Below are 16,502 nucleotides of genomic sequence, written 5' to 3' on the forward strand. Positions count from 1 at the left end.
CGATCTTCCAGGTTGCCGACTACGGCCTGGTCGGCGATCTCTTCGTCATTTTGCCGGAGCTGCAAAAGGCGCTTTGACGCCGTCCGTTCTGGCATATTAAAATCCAAAGGGTGGGGTAGACGAAGTCGCCCCGCCCTTTTAGTTTGCACTGCACAAAAAGCGGGCCATCAAGGCCCGGAGCCAATCCGGCGGTTTCGCATCCGGATTGCGGGAGACAAAACAAGCAGGAGCGTCTTTGTGCTTCAAGGAGTGCAGGCGTTCCGGACGGGATCGGGGTAATGAGCAAGATCGAGACGATCGGCATTGTCGGCGCGGGTCAAATGGGTGGCGGTATCGCCCATGTCTCGGCGCTGGGCGGCTACAAGGTCCTGATCCACGACATATCGGCCGACCGGATCGAGAAGGGCATCGCCACCATCAGCGGCAACATGGCCCGCCAGGTCGGCTCCGGCAAGCTCGAGGAAAAGGCGCGCAACGAAGCAATGGCGCGCATCTCCGCCGCCCCGGCGATGGCCGATCTTGCCGCCGCCGACCTCGTGATCGAAGCCGCAACCGAGGACGAGACCGTCAAGCGCAAGATCTACGCGCAGCTTTGCCCGCAGCTCAATCCGGAAGCGATACTCGCGACCAACACCTCGTCGATCTCGATCACCCGGCTTGCCGCCCAGACAGACCGCCCCGAGCGCTTCATCGGCATACATTTCATGAACCCGGTGCCGGTGATGAAGCTGGTCGAGCTCGTGCGCGGCATCGCCACCGAGGACCAGACGTTCGAGGCGGCCAAGACCTATGTGAAGCACCTCGACAAGACGATCACCGTCTCGGAGGATTTCCCGGCCTTCATCGTCAACCGCATCCTTTTGCCGATGATCAACGAGGCCATCTACACGCTCTATGAGGGCGTCGGCACGGTCGACGCCATCGACACAGCCATGCGGCTCGGCGCCAACCATCCGATGGGCCCGCTGCAGCTCGCCGACTTCATCGGTCTCGACACGTGCCTGTCGATCATGCAGGTGCTGCATGATGGCCTGTCGGACTCGAAATACCGCCCCTGCCCGTTGCTGGTGAAATATGTCGAGGCCGGCTGGCTCGGCCGCAAGACCGGGCGCGGTTTCTACGACTATCGCGGCGATCACCCGGTGCCGACGCGCTGAATCCAGAGCGGCTTCCGATCAGGAAGCAGCGGCGAGCGGAGCCGGCGCGCTGTCGTCCCTGATATCCTCATAGAGAGCCTCGGAAACGCAGCCGCGGCCTGCCGCCTTGGCATCGTAGCAGGCAGCATCGGCGCGGGCGATGATCTCGTCCACCTCGCCGCAACCGGCGCGGATCGGCGCAAGCCCGATGCTGGCGCCGATCGAATGCGGGCGACCGTCCCAACTGAAATTGAGGCTGCGGATGGCGTCAATGATCGAGCGCGCCGCGACCGGCCCGCGCGCAGCAGCGCCTGATTTGAGGATGATGGCGAACTCGTCGCCGCCGAGCCGCGCGACGATATCTTCCGGGCCAAGCACACTGCGCAATGTATCGGCCACGCGCCTGAGCAGCGCATCGCCCGCGGCATGGCCGCCGGTGTCATTGACGGCCTTGAAGTGGTCGAGATCGACGAACATGAACTGGTGCTCGCCGCCATTAAGGCGGCATTGGTCGACCAGTTCCTCCATGGTGCGGATGAAGCTCGAACGGTTGGCAAGCCCGGTCAGCGCATCATGGGCGGCTGCGTAGGCCAGCTGACGCTGCAGGGCGCGCGCGTCGGTGAAGTCCTGGAAGACGATGACTAGGCCGCAGAACTCCTCGCGGTCGTTCATGATCGGCGAAACCACCTGGCGGATGCTGCAGCGCGTATCGTCGCGCCGCACGAGAACCGCGCGCGTGTTCTGATCACATGAACGCTGCTCGCTCGCCGAAGGGCGCGTCAGGCCGATCCTCCGCCCGCTTTCCTCGTCGACCGCCCAGTAAACATGGCCGAGCACCTTTCCCAAGGCCTCGCCCACGTCGACGCCGGTGAGCTTTTCCGCGACCGGGTTCATGAAGGTGATGCGGTTGGCGGCATCGGTGCAGATCACCGCGTCGCCGATCGACTGCAGCGTGACCCTCAGACGCTCCTTCTCGTCGGCCAGCATCGCCGCCGAAACCATCAGCCGCGCCTCGGCCTCCTTGCGCTGCGTGATATCGGTCAGGCTGCCGATGGCGCGGATCACCCGGCCCTCGGCGTCGCGCTCGATCATCTTGCCGCGGTCGAGGATCCAGACCCAATGCCCGTCCTTGTGCCGCATCCGGAATTCGGCTTCGAAAAAAGGCGTCTCGCCGGCAAGATGCGCGCGATCCGCCTCGGCGACGCGTTCGCGATCGTCGGGGTGGATCATGGTCAGCCAGCGGTCGGGATCACCGTCGAGTTCGCCATCGGCATATCCCAGCATCTTCACCCAGGTTCCGGAATAAGTCGTGCCGCCTTTGCGCATATCGAGGCTCCAGATACCCTGTCCGGCGCTGGTCAGCGCGAAGTTCCAGCGTGTCTCCGCCTCGGCGATGCGTGCCTCCGCTTGCTTGCGCGCGTCGACGTCCTCGATTTGCGACACCAGATACAGCGGCTTGCCGGTGTCCTCGTCGAGGATGACCGAGCCGGCGAGCTGCGCCCAGACTGGAGTCCCGTCCTTCCTGAGGTAGCGCTTTTCGAAATGGAAGGAGCTGATCCTGCCTTCCTGCACATTCATCATCGTCTCACTGCCGATCGAAAGATCGTCCGGATGCGTGATCTGCGGGAAGGACAGCGCCTCGATCTCCGGACGGCTGTAGCCAAGCATCGCGGCGAAAGCTGGATTGGCCTGCTGGATGCGACCGTCCAGGCCGACGATGGCGACGCCGATCGCCGAATCCTCCATGGCGCGGCGGAAGCGCTGCTCGCTCTCGGCGATCTGCCGGCGGTCATCAACGATGCGATGGATGAACAGCGCCGACAAGAACAGCGTCGCGGCGGTGATGGCCACGGAAATTTGCAGGCAGAGCCGCAGCGCGCCGGCGCCGAACTCGAGGCGCGGCAGCAGGATCGATACGGCGGTGGCAACCAGGCCGACCGCCAGCAGCCCCTGCGCGGCGTGCCTGTCGGCGCGAAGCCCTTTCCAGTTCAACCACGCCACGATGCGATCCACCCCAACACGCAACTGTACGTGCCACAACCCTGGCGGATCGGCTTTAAGGAATGGTTGCGCAGATGATGGCGATCGCTCCGCTAACCGGCAAACAATTTCCGGCATGATTAAGGGAATGTTTCGAAACCACCCAGCGGGCTACCAGCGCACGAAAAGCCGACCGCCGATGGCTCCGAGCAGCGCGAGTAAGGCGATCGCGATCGTGTACCAGGTGGCGACGAAAAGCGGGGAATCGTCGAAACAATGCGCGGCATAGAAGGTTGCGGCGAGCCCCCCGGCGAGCAGGCCGGCGACGGCGCCCGCGAGCACGGGGCGCGTCGGCGCGCCGTAGCGCAGCATGCCGAGGAAGATTGCCAGCGGACCAACGCCGATCAGCGGGATGAAAGTCATGCAGATCATCATGTTCGAGCCGATGAGCCGCCTGCCCCAGTCAGCCTGGGGTATGGCGAAAAGCTCCAGAACCACCGCCAGCACGACCAGAAGCGGCGCGGCAACCATCCATGCCATCGCCCGCCTGGTCGAGGCACCCGGCATAGACAGCGCGCGGATCAGCGCGAAGGCGCTGACCGCAAGCACCAGCGTGAACACGAATTTCGACATGAAACGCATCGTATGCATGGCCGGCATGAAGTCGGGACGCGGCCCGATGGTCGTAAAGAACACGGCTGCCGCGATCACCGCCGCCACGCCGACCGCCAGCCACCATGCTTTACCCATCGGCATCGCCTTGCCGCGGGCGTCGGCGTCGAGCGCCTTGATGAGATCCTCAGTCCTCATGTCACTGTCGTCCAAACCTCTTGGCGATCGCGGCGAGGCCCCGATGTAACGACACGCGCACCGCCGTTTCGCTGACGCCGAGCTTGGCGGCGGTCTCGCCGATCGAATGGCCGTCGACCGAGATTGACGAGACGACCGAACGCTGCGTCGGCGGCAGTCCCTCGAGCGCCCGGTTGATGTCGCGCTCGCTGACCGTCTCCGTCTCCGGCTCGGCGAAGGTCTCGGCGATCTCGTCGATCTCGACCTCGATGCGGCGCCCTCGCCGGCGAAACGCGTCGATAAGCTTGAAGCGGGCGATCGCGTAGACCCAGGGCAACACCGGCGCGTCCGACCGCCAGGTGTGGCGTTTCACATGAATGGCCAGCAAGGTTTCCTGCACGACGTCCTCGGGGTCGACCCCGCCCTGTACGACCTTGCGCCGGACAAAACCGCGAACGAGGGCGGCGATACGGTGCAGAAAGTCGGCATAAGCCCTTTCGTCTCCCGCGATCGCGGCCCTAAGCAGCCCGGAGAGCTCTGCCTCGTCCTTGCCGGTCACAAGAGTTCACCCCCGAAGTTCGCATCTCGGCCCTGGTTTGTTACGTGGCCGGCGAAATAATGTCCAAGCCAAACTGCCGGTAAATCACGAAAGTTTGCTGGGCATGGCGACGGATTGGAGCTGCCCGCAATGTTGACTTTCTCAATCAGGTATTGATAGGTGCGATCCGATTGACCCCTGTCTCCAGATTTAAGGACGATGCCCTATGAAGATTGCCCTTTCCACGCTCGCCGGCGCCGCGATGGCGCTCGGCGTGATCGCCGGCCCGGCCATGGCAGAGGATCAGGGCATCGTCGTCTACAACGCGCAGCATGAGAGCCTCGCCAAGGAATGGGCTGCAGGCTTCACCAAGGAAACCGGCATCAGGGTGACACTGCGGAATGGCGGCGACAGCGATTTCTCCAATCAGATCGTCGCGGAGGGCGCGGCCTCGCCGGCCGACGTCTTCCTGACCGAGAATTCGCCGGCGATGGCGCTTGTCGAGGCGGCCGGCCTGTTCGCCCCGGTCGACGCCGGCACCCTCGCCCAGGTTCCCCAGGAATACCAGCCGTCCAGCGGCAAGTGGGTAGGCGTCGCCGCCCGCAGCACGGTATTTGCCTACAACCAGGACAAGCTCAAGCAAGACCAGTTGCCCAAGTCGCTGCTGGACCTCGCCGATCCGAGCTGGAAAGGTCGCTGGGCCGCCTCGCCCTCCGGGGCCGACTTCCAGGCCATCGTCAGCGCCCTGCTCCAGGTTAAGGGCGAGGCCGCCACCGCCGACTGGCTGAAGGCGATGAAGGAGAACTTCACCGCCTACAAGGGCAACAGCACTGTCATGAAGGCGGTCAATGCCGGAGAGATCGATGGGGGCGTGATCTACCACTATTACTGGTTCGGCGATCAGGCCAAGACCGGCGAGAACAGCAAGAATGTCGGCCTGCATTACTTCAAGAACCAGGACCCGGGCGCCTTCGTCTCAGTGTCGGGCGGCGGCGTGCTGGCTTCCAGCAAGCATCAGAAGGAAGCCCAGGCGTTCCTGAAATGGGTGACCGGCAAGGGCGGCCAGGACGTGCTGAAGACGGGCACGTCATATGAATATGCGGTCGGCAAGGATGCACAGTCCAACCCGAAGCTGGTGCCGCTGGCCGACCTGCAGGCGCCGAAAATCGATCCGGCGACGCTGAATTCCAAGAAGGTCATCGACCTGATGACGCAAGCTGGCTTGCTTTAGTTCCCGTTCGTCCTAAAAGGGCAAACGACCGTGCTCCCGCGGGAACTCGCTTCCGTGGGAGCGCTTTTGTTTTGGAGATGGCCTCGTCGATGACGATCATCTGCGTTTGCGGCCGCGTCCGCGGTTCATCACGTCGCTTCCAGGCGACCTATTCCGACTGATGGCGTCCGCGATCCACCTCACGCCTTCCGCGCTGCCGGCGGCCGGAATGAAGAAGCGCCGGGCAATGTCGTGGATCATGCTCGCCGCGGCTCTGATCTCGCTGATCGCGCTGCTGCCTCTCGCCTTCATCGTCTGGATCGCGATGCAGACCGGCTGGGATACGGTGGTGGCCCTGATCTTCCGTCCGCGGGTCGGAGAGCTGCTGATCAACACCGTGCTCCTCGTTATCATCACCGTGCCGATCGCCATCACGCTGTCGGTGGCGCTGGCTTGGCTGACGGAACGCAGCGACCTGCCGGGCAATCGGCTGTGGTCGTGGCTGTCGGTGGCGCCGCTCGCCATCCCTGCTTTCGTGCACTCCTATGCCTGGATCAGCTTCGTTCCGGGCCTGCACGGGCTATGGGCCGGCGTGCTTGTCTCCGTCATCGCCTATTTCCCGTTCCTCTATCTGCCGATCTCCGCCGCGTTGCGCCGTCTCGACCCGGCGCTGGAGGATGCGGCGGCGGCGCTTGGCCTCGGTCCGTGGCGGGTTTTCGCGCGCGTCGTCCTGCCGCAGTTGAGGCTTGCCATCTGCGGCGGCTCGCTATTGGTCGGCCTGCATCTGCTCGCCGAATACGGCCTCTTTGTCTTCATCCGCTTCGACACGTTCACCACCGCGATCGTCGACCAGTTCCAGTCGACCTTCAACGGCCCGGCCGCGAACATGCTGGCCGCCGTGCTGGTGGCTTGCTGCCTTTTCCTGCTCGCTATCGAGGTGACGGTGCGCGGCGAGGAGCGCTATGCGCGCGTCGGTTCCGGCGCCGCGCGCAAGCAGCAGCGCGCCCGGCTTGGCCGCGCCACGCCGGCCTGCCTGTTCTTGCCCGCGGGCACCGCGCTGCTGTCGCTCGCCGTCCCCTTCGTCACCGTCGGCCGCTGGTTGCTGGCGGGAGGCGCGGATGTCTGGCGCTGGGACGAGATCAGCCTGGCGCTCGGTCAGACGCTGTTCCTTGCTATCGTCGGTGCCATGCTTGCAACCGTTGCCGCCATGCCGATGGCCTGGATCTCGATCCGCGCGCCGGGACGGCTGCAGCGCCTGCTCGAGGGCTGCAACTACATCGTCGGCGCCCTGCCGGGGGTGGTCGTTGCGCTGGCGCTGGTGACGATCACCGTGCGCGTCGCGCTGCCGCTCTACCAGACACTGTTCACCATCCTGTTCGGCTATGCGCTGATGTTCCTGCCGCGCGCGCTGATAAGCTTGCGCGCATCGATCGCGCAGGCTCCGGTGGAGCTGGAGCGCGCCGCTTCCAGCCTCGGCCGGCCGCCGGTCAAGGCACTGTGGGCGACAACCATCCGCCTGTCGGCGCCGGGCGCCGCAGCCGGCATGGCGATGGTGGCGCTCGGCATCACCAACGAGCTCACTGCCACCCAGATGCTTGCGCCCAACGGTACCCGCACCCTGGCTATGGCCTTCTGGTCATACAGCGGTGAGATCGACTACGCCTCCGCCGCCCCTTACGCGCTGATCATGGTGGCGATGTCGTTGCCGATGACCTGGTGGCTCTACGTCCAGTCGAAGCGGATGGCCGGACGATGAGCTTTCTCGAACTCAACGATGTCGCCAAGAACTATGGTCCGGTGACGGCGTTGGCCGGCGTCGACCTTCAGGTCGAAAGCGGCAGCCGCACCGCGATCGTCGGACCGTCCGGCTGCGGCAAGACGACCTTGCTCCGGCTCATCGCCGGCTTCGAGGCGCCGGACCGCGGCCGCATCGCGCTTGACGGCAAGGTCCTCGCCAACGGCGACGCGGCCGTGCCGGCGCATCGCCGCGGCATCGGTGTGGTGGCCCAGGATGGCGCCCTGTTCCCGCATCTCAGCATCGCCGACAACATCGGTTTCGGCATGGCGCGGAATGCCGATAAGCGGCACGAGCGCATCGTCGAACTCGCCTATATCGTCGGGCTGGACAGGGCCGTCCTGAAACGCAGGCCGCACGAATTGTCCGGTGGCCAGCAGCAGCGCGTCGCGCTTGCGCGCGCCATGGCGATGAAGCCGAGGCTGATGCTGCTGGACGAACCCTTCTCGGCGCTCGACACCGGGCTTCGTGCTTCGATGCGCAAGGCGGTGGCCGAGCTTCTGGAAGAGGCGGGCATCACCACCATCCTGGTCACGCACGACCAGGCCGAGGCGCTGTCCTTCGCCAGCCAGGTGGCGGTGATGCGCGACGGACTGTTCTCGCAGGTCGGCACGCCGCGCGAGCTCTATTTCCAGCCCAAGGACAGGATGGTCGCTGAATTCCTCGGCGACGCCATCATCGTGCCCGCCAGGATCGCGGACGGCTTCGCCGTGTCGCCGCTCGGTCGCATCGCCGTCGACACGAAGCAGCGGCGCGATGTCGCGCGCATCATGCTGCGGCCCGAGCAGATCCTGCTCAAGCGGACCTCGCGCGAAGGCATGTCGGGCACGCCGGACATGCTGTTCGGCGAGGTGACTGACTGCGAATTTGCGGGCGCCGTCTGCACCGTGGCGGTACGGCTGCTTAACAGCCCGGATCCGCCGGACGCGGCCGCGATCGGCAACACGCCGCTCACTTTGCGCAGGACAGGCATGGATGCGCCGGCGGTCGGCGAGATCGTGCGGCTAACCGTCACCGGCAAGGCGCATGTCTTTGCTTGATCTCCGCCTTGGGGATAATGCAATTCTGCATTATCTTCGGCGGAGGCCACCTCATGACGACATTGACGGTTACCGCGCGGGGCCAGGTCACGTTCCGGGAAGGATGTGCTCAAACACCTCGGCATCCGGCCCGGCGACAAGATCAGGCTCGATCTTCTGCCTGGTGGGCGAGCGGAGCTGAAAGCCGACCAGGGCAGCGGCTCGTGGCAAGAGCTGAGCGGGATGCTCAAGGGCAAGACGAACAACGCACAGCTTTCGATCGAGGAGATCAACGATGCGATCGCCGACGCGGGCGCCGCGAGCGGGATGCGCGCAATCGAGCGCAAGTGAAGGTCAGCCTCGACACCGACGTGCTATTGCGCCTCATTGTCGGGGACGACGAAGCGCAACAGCAGACGCAGCCGAGACCCTGGAAGGGGCCGAACTGGTCGCGATTAGCGTTCAAGCGCTCTGCGAGTTTGTTTGGGTGCTGGACAGAAGTTACCGGGTCGCGCGGCCCGACATTTCCGCCTCGATCCGCCGCATCCTCGATATGCGCAACATCGTAGCTAACCGGCCGACGATCGAGGCAGGCCTGGCCGTGCTCGACGCCGGCGGAGAGTTCGCGGACGGCGTGATAGCCTTCGACGGTCAGTGGCTCGGCGGTGAAACCTTCGTGTCCTTCGATCGGAAAGCGGTAAAATTGGTCGAAGGACAGGGAACGCCCACACTGCTGCTCGAGTGATCTACCGCACGCGCTGCCCCGTCGCCGGCGACCAGAGCGGCCATTGCTCCAGGAAATCGTGGCTGTGGATGACGACGCGCGCGCCGTCGATCAGGATGATCGAATAGGCGGGCGGCGCCTGCTCGACCATCTCGTCGCCGACCACGTCGAGCATGAAACGGGCATGCAGGCCGCGCTGCACCGAGAACGGAATGCCGGCGACGGTGCCGGCGATGTCGCGGTGGACATGCCCGAAGAAGATGTAGCGGACATTGCCGTGGCGCGTCAGCACGTCAATGAGCCGCTGCGGCTGTTCGAGCCCGAGCGGGTCTAGCAGCGTGAGCCCGAGCTCGACCGGTGGATGGTGCAGGAAGATATAGGCGGCCTTGCCTGCCGCCTCGGCGAGCCGTGCATCGAGCCAGCCAAGCCGATCGTCGCACAACTCGCCGGTGACGCGGCCTTCCGCCAGGCTGTCGAGGAAGACGAGCCGCCCTTCCGGCGTGTCGAAAACCGACTGCGCGAAGCCGTTGCTGTCGGTTCCGTTCTCGGGGAAGGCGGCGATCAGGTTGGCGCGCCGGTCATGGTTTCCGGGCAGCAGCCGGTAAGGCACGGCGAGCCGGCTCAGCGCCGCCTTCAGGTCGGCATAGCTGTCGGTCTCGCCGTCGTCGGTCAAGTCGCCGGTAAAAACACAAAGCGTCGCATCGCCGTGGCGTTGGTTGATATGGTCGATGCAATGATCGAGCCGCTCACTCAGGTTCGCGCCATATCGTATCTCGCGCAGACGGCCGAGATGGACGTCGGTCACCTGGATGATCTTCATGCCCTGAACCTCTCAATCAAATCTTCGCAAAACCGACGGGAAGGGATCACCCTTGGAGAGCCGGCTCCGGCACCGAGGCCCTGAACACGTCGAGCCTGCCTCCTGTCTCCGACGAGAAGAAATGCAGGTCCGATTCGGTGAACTGCAGGCCGACCGTGCTGCCCGGTTCGGGGTGGACAATCTCGGACGTCACGATGGAGAACGGCGCGCCGTCGAGATCGACATAGATGACGCGGCCGGCGCCCAGTTCCTCGATTAGATCGACGGTCGCCTCGAGCGCTCCAGGCGTGCCTGGCGCGACCATGCGCATCGCCTCGGGCCGGACGCCGACCGCGACCTTCGCGCCCACGGAAAGGCCCGCGCGCGACACGTTGAGCTTGCGGCTGCCGCCCAGCAGCGAAATGCCGTCGAGCGTCACTTCGCCTTCGAGCATGTTCATCGCCGGTGCGCCGACGAAGGTCGCGACGAAGCGGCTTGCCGGCCGGCTGTAGACTTCCGCCGGCGTGCCGACCTGTTCGACGCGGCCGCCATTCATCACCACCAGCCGGTCGGCCAGCGTCATCGCCTCGACCTGATCATGCGTGACGAAGACGGAGGTGGCGCTGAGACGCCGGTGCAGCTTGCGGATCTCGGAACGCATCTGCACGCGCAGCTTGGCGTCGAGATTGGAGAGCGGCTCGTCGAAGAGGAACACCTTGGGCTCGCGGATCATGGCGCGGCCCATGGCGACGCGCTGGCGCTGGCCGCCGGACAGCGCCATTGGCTTGCGGTCAAGCAGATGCTCCAGTTCCAGGACGCGCGCCACCGCCTGGATACGCTGCGCGCGTTCGGCCGACGGAACGCCCGCTACTTTCAGCGAATAGCCGATGTTCTGCGCCACGCTCATATGCGGATAGAGCGCGTAGTTCTGGAACACCATGGCACAGCCGCGCTCGCGCGGCTCGAGCTTGTTGACCACCTTGCCGTCGATAGCGATCGTGCCGTCGGATATCTCTTCCAGCCCCGCGATCATCCGCAAAAGGGTGGACTTGCCGCAGCCCGACGGCCCCAGGATGACGACGAATTCGCCCGAGGTGAAGTCGAGGTCGACTCCGTGCACGACCTGGGTCTTGGCGTAGTTCTTCTTGACGCCGCGAATGGTTATGGAGGCCATTTTTGTCTCCCTATTTTTCGGTAGCGATCAGGCCGCGCACGAACCAGCGCTGCATCAGCACCACGACGAAGAGCGGCGGCAGCATGACGATCAGCGTGCCGGCCATGGCGATATGCCATTCCGGCGCGCCGCCGACATTGGGAATGAGCTGCTTGAGCTCGGTCACCGCCATCGCGTGCGACTGGTCGGTGGTGATGAGCAATGGCCACAGATACTGGTTCCAGGCCCACAGGAACATGATGGTGCCGAGCGCCGCCATGTTGTTGCGCGACAGCGGCAACAGGATATCGACGAAGAAACGCAGCGCGCCCGCGCCGTCCATGCGCGCGGCCTCGGTCAGTTCGTCCGGCACGGTCAGGAAGAACTGGCGGTAGAGGAAGGTGCCGGTGGCGGTGGCGACCAATGGCAGGATCAGGCCGCTATAGGAATTGAGCAGCCCGAGGCTGAGCTGGACCTGAACGCCGGACAGCTTCTCGATCAGCCAGGACAGCCCTGTCAGGTCCATGATCGTCTGATAGGGCTCGAACACGTTGGCGACCACCGCATAGGTCGGCACGATGCGCACTTCGAGCGGCAGCATCAGCGTGATGAAGATTAGCCAGAAGATCAGCATGCGGCCGGGATAGCGGAAATAGACGATCGAGAAGGCCGTGAGCGCCGAGATGATCACTTTGCCGGCGGCAACGCCGAACGCCATGATGAAGGAGTTGAGCAGTTTTGGGCCGAGATCCGCCGTCGTCCACGCCGTCTTGATGTTGACCCAGAAGTCGCTCCCCGGCAGCAGCGACATCGGCACATCGTTGACGTCCTTCAGATTGTGCGAGGCGGCGATCGCCACTATGACGAACGGCGCCACGCAGAAAATGAAGCCGACGAACAAAATCAGATGCGTGAAGAAATTGAGGATCGGGGTGCGCTCGACCATGGCCGGACTCAACGATAATGCACGCGCCGCTCGATGAAGCGGAACTGGACGATGGTGAGCGCGATGATGAGCAGCATCAGGATGATGCTTTGCGCGGCCGCGCCGGAATAATCCAAGCCTTTGAAGCCGTCGGAATAGATCTTGTAGACCATCAGATTGGTGGCGTTGGCCGGCCCGCCGGCGGTCATGATGTCGACGATACCGAAGGAGTCCTGGAAACTCTCGGTGATATTGATGACCAGCAGGAAGAAGATGGTCGGTGTGATCAGCGGAAACTGGATGTCCCGGAAGCGCCGGATGACGCCGGAGCCGTCCATCGCCGCCGCCTCGATCAGCGAACGCGGGATAGCCTGGAAGGCGGCGAGGAAGAATATGAAATTATAGCCGACATATTTCCAGGAAAAGGCGATAATGATCGAGGCCATCGCGTCGGCGCCGTCGAGGCCGGGGTCCCAGAAACCGGGCCAGAGCTTGTTGACGACGGCCATGAAGCCGGCTTCCGGCGCCAGGATGAAACGAAACGCCAGCGCCAGAGCGGGTGCGGCGATGCCGTAGGGCCAGATCAGCACGACCCGATAGAGGCGCGAGCCGGCAAGCTGCCGGTCGGTCAAGGCGGCAAGCACCAGCGCGACGACCATCGCCAGGCCGGTGCTGATCCCCGCGAAGACAAGGCTGGCGGTGATGGAGTTCCAGTAGTCGGCGTTGGCGAGGATCGAGCGGAAATTGTCGAGTCCGACCCAAATGTTGCCGCCGCCCCAGGGCTGTTGCAGGGTGAGCGACCAATAGACCGCCTGGCCGGCAGGCCAGTAGAAGAAGGTGAAGATCAGAAGGAGCTGCGGCACCGCGAATAGGATGCCGATGGTCCATCTGCCGAAAGTGACGCGCTTTTCCATCGATCCGCCGATGTCGTTGAACCGCCAGCCCGCTTTCTTGGCGCAAGACTAGAGCATGTCTCCCGAAAGTGGAAACCGGTTTCGGGACAAAGACATGCGTGTAATCAAGCTATATGAAATGGCCGCCCGTCGAATCCTCGCGGGCGGCCGTTCCACTAGCCGGGATCAGGGCAGGGTCTTGCCCGGATAGGTCTGCTGGAAGCGCTCGAGGATGGCGTCGCCGTTCTTGACCAGCGCGTCGAGGCCTTCCTGCACGCTGACCTTGTTGGCAAAGATCGCCTGCATCTGCGTGCCGAACTCCGCGCGGATCTGGGTGAAGTTGCCGAGGCGGATGCCGCGGGTGATCTCGGTCGGCTCCGACGCGGTCAGGCTCTCGATCGCCACCTCGCGGCCCTTGTAAGGCGCCTTGTCGTAGAAGCCGCTGGACTTCATGAAATCGAAGCCGGACTTCGTCACCGGGATATAGCCGGTGTTGGTCGACCAGAACAAAGCGGTCTTGGGATCGTGGATGAAGTTGAGGAACGCGGCTGCGCCCTTGTATTCGGCGTCCGACTTGCCGGACAGCACCCACAGCGAAGCGCCGCCGACCAGCGAGTTCTTGCGCTCGGTGCCGGCATAGACCGGCAGCTCGGCGACATCCCACTTCATGCCTTCCTTCTGGGTGCGGCCCACCGTGCCGTGGTCGCCGACCGAGGTCAGGATGACCTGGCAGGTGCCGGTGGCGAAAGCCTGCACCATATCCTGGCCGAGGTCCTTGGACTTGATCTTGATGAGACCGGCGTCATACCACTTCTTCAAGTCGGTGACGTACTGGACGAACTTGGTCTTGTTGACTTCCAGACGCGCGTCGAGGCCGTCATAGCCATTGTTCTTGGTGGCGATAGGCTGGTTGTGCAGCGCCGAGAACTGCTCCATCAGCTGCCAGCTTTCGTTGGCCGAGATGTTGATCGCCATCGGGCAATCATAGCCGGCGTCCTTGAGCGCCTTGAGGTCGGCGCCGACATCTTCCCAGGTCTTCGGCGCCTCGGTCTTGCCGATCTTGGCGAAGGCGTCCTTGTTCCAGTACATCAGTGCCGTCGAGGAGTTGAACGGGAAGGACAGCATCTCGCCCTTCGACGTAGCGTAATAGCGGGCGATGCCGGGGAAATAATCGCTGTAGTCGATCTTGTAGCCGTTCTCTTCCATCAGCTTGTCGGCGGGCTTGTAGGCGCCCGACAGCATCATGGTGGCCGTGCCGACGTCATAGACCTGGACGACGGTAGGCTGCTTGCCGGCGCGGAAGGCGGCGATCGTATTCTGCAGCGTGGCGTCGTAATTGCCCTGGCTGGTGCAGACGACCTGATAATCCTTCTGGGAATCGTTGAAGTTCTTGCACAGCGTGTCGACGACGCGGGCAAGATCGCCCGAAAGACCGAACCAGAAATCGAATTTGACCGGCTCGGCAATAGCAGGAACCGCAAGCGCGGTGCTGAGCGCGCCGGCGGCAAGGGCAGCGAAGCCCCGCTTGATGATCGTCATGGTTTTCCCTCTTGAGTGGCAGTGTGACAAGGGTTTTGCGCAAGTCCTTGCCCGCTCTCATAGAGAAGGTATGTGACAGTTCTGTTGTGGCCTCAGGACCGCCAAGCGACCCCTGTGGACAACCAGTCTCTCCTCCCCTCGTAGCGGCATGCCGGCATGAAAACGTCACATCGGCACTCTAGGAAGCTAGCGCGCCACCAAGTGGCGAAAAGACCCTTCGTTATTAACCGGCTAACTGGATGAGAAGAGAATGCTGGTCCCGCAATTGACGCACGTGCCTGTCGCCGCCCGCAACGCGATGCGGGACGGGCCGCGCGACAGCGCCACCCATCTGCGCCACGCGACCACCATTCCCGCCCTCGGCGAGATCGAGATCGGCGGCAAGGCGTCGCGCGATCACGCCGGCGAAAGCTTGGCCGTCATGGCCTGGAACGTCGAGCGACTCCGTCATGTCGACGCCATCGCCGAAACGATTGCCGGCCAGGCGCCGGACGTCGTGCTGCTCTCCGAGGTCGACAAGGGCATGGCACGCTCCGGCAACGGCCATCTTTTGAGCCGGCTTGCCGATCACCTCGGCCATTGCTTCGCCTATGGCGTCGAGTTCCTAGAACTCGGCACCGGCAATGAGATGGAGCAGGCGGCAAATGGCGGCGTCGAGAATGCGGAGGGCTTCCATGGCAACGCCATAACCAGCGCCGTTCCGCTGCTGCGGCCTTTTCTCGTTCGCCTGGACGCCGCCGGCGCCTGGTTCCTGCCGGAGCACGGCCAGCCGCGCATCGGCAGCCGCATGGCGCTCGGAGGCCAGGTGATGGCCGGTGACAGCCGTGTGACCGTCGTCTCCGTGCATCTCGAGAACCGCACCACGCCCGCCGGCCGGGCCGACCAGACCCGCCACCTGCTCGACGCCATCGACAAATATGATGCGGAAGCCCCTGTCCTGATCGGCGGCGACTTCAACACACTGACCGCCGCCTATCCGGAGCGCAACGACGACCCGGTCGCGTGGCGAAAGCGCATCGCCGCCGAACCGGACCGGCTGATGTGCCCGGACCGCCACGAGCCCCTCTTCGCGGTCATGGCCGAGCGCGGCTACGACTGGCGCGACGCCAACGCGTTCGACAACCCGACGCAGCGGCGTGCGGTCGGCGACCTGACGCCCGTCGGCCATATCGACTGGTTCTTCACCCGCGGCCTTTCGGCAAGCGCGCCGGCCACGCTGCCGGCGGTCCTGCCGGACGGCAGCCCGAGCGCCGACCACGAAGCGCTGGTGGTCACGGTGCGCCTGAAGTGACACTCCGTTGGATGACGGCGATCACGGTCCCACCGCCGCTTCCACCAGCCGCTTGGCGTCCGGGCTCGACCATTCGGCCGGGCCGTTCATATGCGCGATCAGGCAGCCTTCCGCGTCGATCAGCATCGTCACCGGAAGCCCGAGCGCCAGGCCGCGCGTCTTCGCCTCGTTGAATAGGGCGATCGTCGGGTCCCGGTAGAAGCCGAGCGTCTGAACGCCGATCTCCTTGAGGAACTTCTTCGGCTTCGTGTCGTCTCCGGTGTCGACATTGACCGCAACGACCTCGAAGTTCTTGCTGCCCTTTTCCTTCTGCAGCGCGTCGAGCGCCGGCATCTCGGCGCGGCAGGGCGCGCACCATGTCGCCCACAGATTGAGCAGCACCGTCTTGCCGGCATGGTCGGCGATCGTCATCGGCTTGCCGTCGGGACCGTTGAAGGCCAAGCCCTTCAGCGACTGCGGCGGATCGGCCGGCTGCAGCGCCGCGACCTGGCCGACGGCTTTCGCCGCAATGGCCTTGGCCCGGTCGGCCTTGGCCGCGCAGGCGGTATCGTCCTTGCCGGTTGCAGCGGCGACCTTCTCGGGGGGAGCGTTGTTGCCAGAACCGCTCTCGCTGACATATACCGCGACCGCGCCGGCCAGCACGCCCGCCACCAGGGCGGCCAGGATGAGGCGCGGGGCCGGGAAGAATCTACTGCCGTCTGCCATTTTCAA

At 64.3% G+C, this 16,502-nt stretch carries 14 protein-coding genes and 2 pseudogenes; 7 read left to right on the forward strand and 9 right to left on the reverse strand.

Annotation, left to right across the window (positions count from 1 at the left end):
- Positions 1-278 precede the first annotated feature (278 nt).
- Positions 279-1,157, forward strand: a complete 879-nt coding sequence (locus P9272_RS23955) for a 3-hydroxybutyryl-CoA dehydrogenase (RefSeq protein ID WP_278162447.1) — start codon at positions 279-281, stop codon at positions 1,155-1,157.
- Between the two features lie 18 nt (positions 1,158-1,175).
- Here P9272_RS23955 and P9272_RS23960 read toward each other — a convergent pair whose 3' ends face one another.
- From P9272_RS23960 to P9272_RS23970, 3 genes are all read right to left on the reverse strand, one after another.
- Complete coding sequence (locus P9272_RS23960) at positions 1,176-3,137, reverse strand: PAS domain S-box protein (protein WP_278162448.1); 1,962 nt, start codon at positions 3,135-3,137, stop codon at positions 1,176-1,178.
- A gap of 150 nt (positions 3,138-3,287) precedes the next feature.
- Complete coding sequence (locus P9272_RS23965; RefSeq protein ID WP_128259793.1) at positions 3,288-3,926, reverse strand: NrsF family protein; 639 nt, start codon at positions 3,924-3,926, stop codon at positions 3,288-3,290.
- Position 3,927: 1 nt separating this feature from the next.
- Complete coding sequence (locus tag P9272_RS23970; protein ID WP_278162449.1) at positions 3,928-4,464, reverse strand: sigma-70 family RNA polymerase sigma factor; 537 nt, start codon at positions 4,462-4,464, stop codon at positions 3,928-3,930.
- Between the two features lie 205 nt (positions 4,465-4,669).
- Between P9272_RS23970 and P9272_RS23975 the strand changes: the two genes are divergently transcribed.
- The 5 genes and pseudogenes from P9272_RS23975 (at position 4,670) to P9272_RS23995 (ending at position 9,212) form a co-directional block, all read left to right on the forward strand.
- Entirely contained in the window at positions 4,670-5,674 is a 1,005-nt protein-coding gene (locus P9272_RS23975; protein ID WP_278162450.1) for an iron ABC transporter substrate-binding protein, read from the forward strand.
- Positions 5,675-5,834: 160 nt separating this feature from the next.
- Positions 5,835-7,409 carry an iron ABC transporter permease gene (locus tag P9272_RS23980; protein WP_278162451.1) on the forward strand — a complete coding sequence of 525 codons (1,575 nt, stop codon included), beginning with the start codon at positions 5,835-5,837 and terminating at the stop codon, positions 7,407-7,409.
- On the forward strand, positions 7,406-8,488 hold the full coding sequence (locus P9272_RS23985; RefSeq protein ID WP_278162452.1) for an ABC transporter ATP-binding protein: 1,083 nt from the start codon (positions 7,406-7,408) through the stop codon (positions 8,486-8,488). The genes P9272_RS23980 and P9272_RS23985 overlap by 4 nt, the downstream gene beginning before the upstream one ends.
- A 53-nt stretch (positions 8,489-8,541) precedes the next feature.
- A pseudogene (locus tag P9272_RS23990) lies at positions 8,542-8,818 on the forward strand (AbrB/MazE/SpoVT family DNA-binding domain-containing protein).
- Positions 8,815-9,212 (forward strand): annotated as a pseudogene (locus P9272_RS23995) (type II toxin-antitoxin system VapC family toxin). Before P9272_RS23990 ends, P9272_RS23995 begins: the two co-directional pseudogenes overlap by 4 nt.
- Position 9,213: 1 nt before the next feature.
- Here P9272_RS23995 and P9272_RS24000 read toward each other — a convergent pair.
- From P9272_RS24000 to P9272_RS24020, 5 genes are all read right to left on the reverse strand, one after another.
- Entirely contained in the window at positions 9,214-10,011 is a 798-nt protein-coding gene (locus P9272_RS24000) for a phosphodiesterase (protein WP_128259800.1), read from the reverse strand.
- A 46-nt stretch (positions 10,012-10,057) separates the two neighbouring features.
- Positions 10,058-11,164 carry a sn-glycerol-3-phosphate ABC transporter ATP-binding protein UgpC gene (gene ugpC / locus P9272_RS24005; protein WP_278162453.1) on the reverse strand — a complete coding sequence of 369 codons (1,107 nt, stop codon included), beginning with the start codon at positions 11,162-11,164 and terminating at the stop codon, positions 10,058-10,060.
- 10 nt (positions 11,165-11,174) lie between these two features.
- Positions 11,175-12,089, reverse strand: a complete 915-nt coding sequence (locus P9272_RS24010; RefSeq protein WP_128259802.1) for an ABC transporter permease subunit — start codon at positions 12,087-12,089, stop codon at positions 11,175-11,177.
- Positions 12,090-12,097: 8 nt separating this feature from the next.
- Positions 12,098-12,982 (reverse strand): ABC transporter permease subunit, encoded by an 885-nt coding sequence (locus tag P9272_RS24015; RefSeq protein WP_128259803.1) that lies wholly within the window; start codon positions 12,980-12,982, stop codon positions 12,098-12,100.
- A gap of 165 nt (positions 12,983-13,147) precedes the next feature.
- Entirely contained in the window at positions 13,148-14,500 is a 1,353-nt protein-coding gene (locus P9272_RS24020) for an extracellular solute-binding protein (RefSeq protein ID WP_128259804.1), read from the reverse strand.
- 250 nt (positions 14,501-14,750) lie between these two features.
- Between P9272_RS24020 and P9272_RS24025 the strand changes: the two genes are divergently transcribed.
- Positions 14,751-15,791 carry an endonuclease/exonuclease/phosphatase family protein gene (locus tag P9272_RS24025; RefSeq protein WP_278162454.1) on the forward strand — a complete coding sequence of 347 codons (1,041 nt, stop codon included), beginning with the start codon at positions 14,751-14,753 and terminating at the stop codon, positions 15,789-15,791.
- 21 nt (positions 15,792-15,812) lie between these two features.
- Here the strand turns inward: P9272_RS24025 and P9272_RS24030 are convergent, their stop codons facing one another.
- A complete protein-coding gene (locus tag P9272_RS24030; RefSeq protein ID WP_278162455.1) occupies positions 15,813-16,496 on the reverse strand; it encodes a TlpA disulfide reductase family protein in 684 nt (227 codons plus the stop codon).
- Positions 16,497-16,502 lie beyond the last annotated feature (6 nt).

The organism is Mesorhizobium sp. WSM4976, assembly GCF_029625685.1.
Classification (GTDB): domain Bacteria; phylum Pseudomonadota; class Alphaproteobacteria; order Rhizobiales; family Rhizobiaceae; genus Mesorhizobium.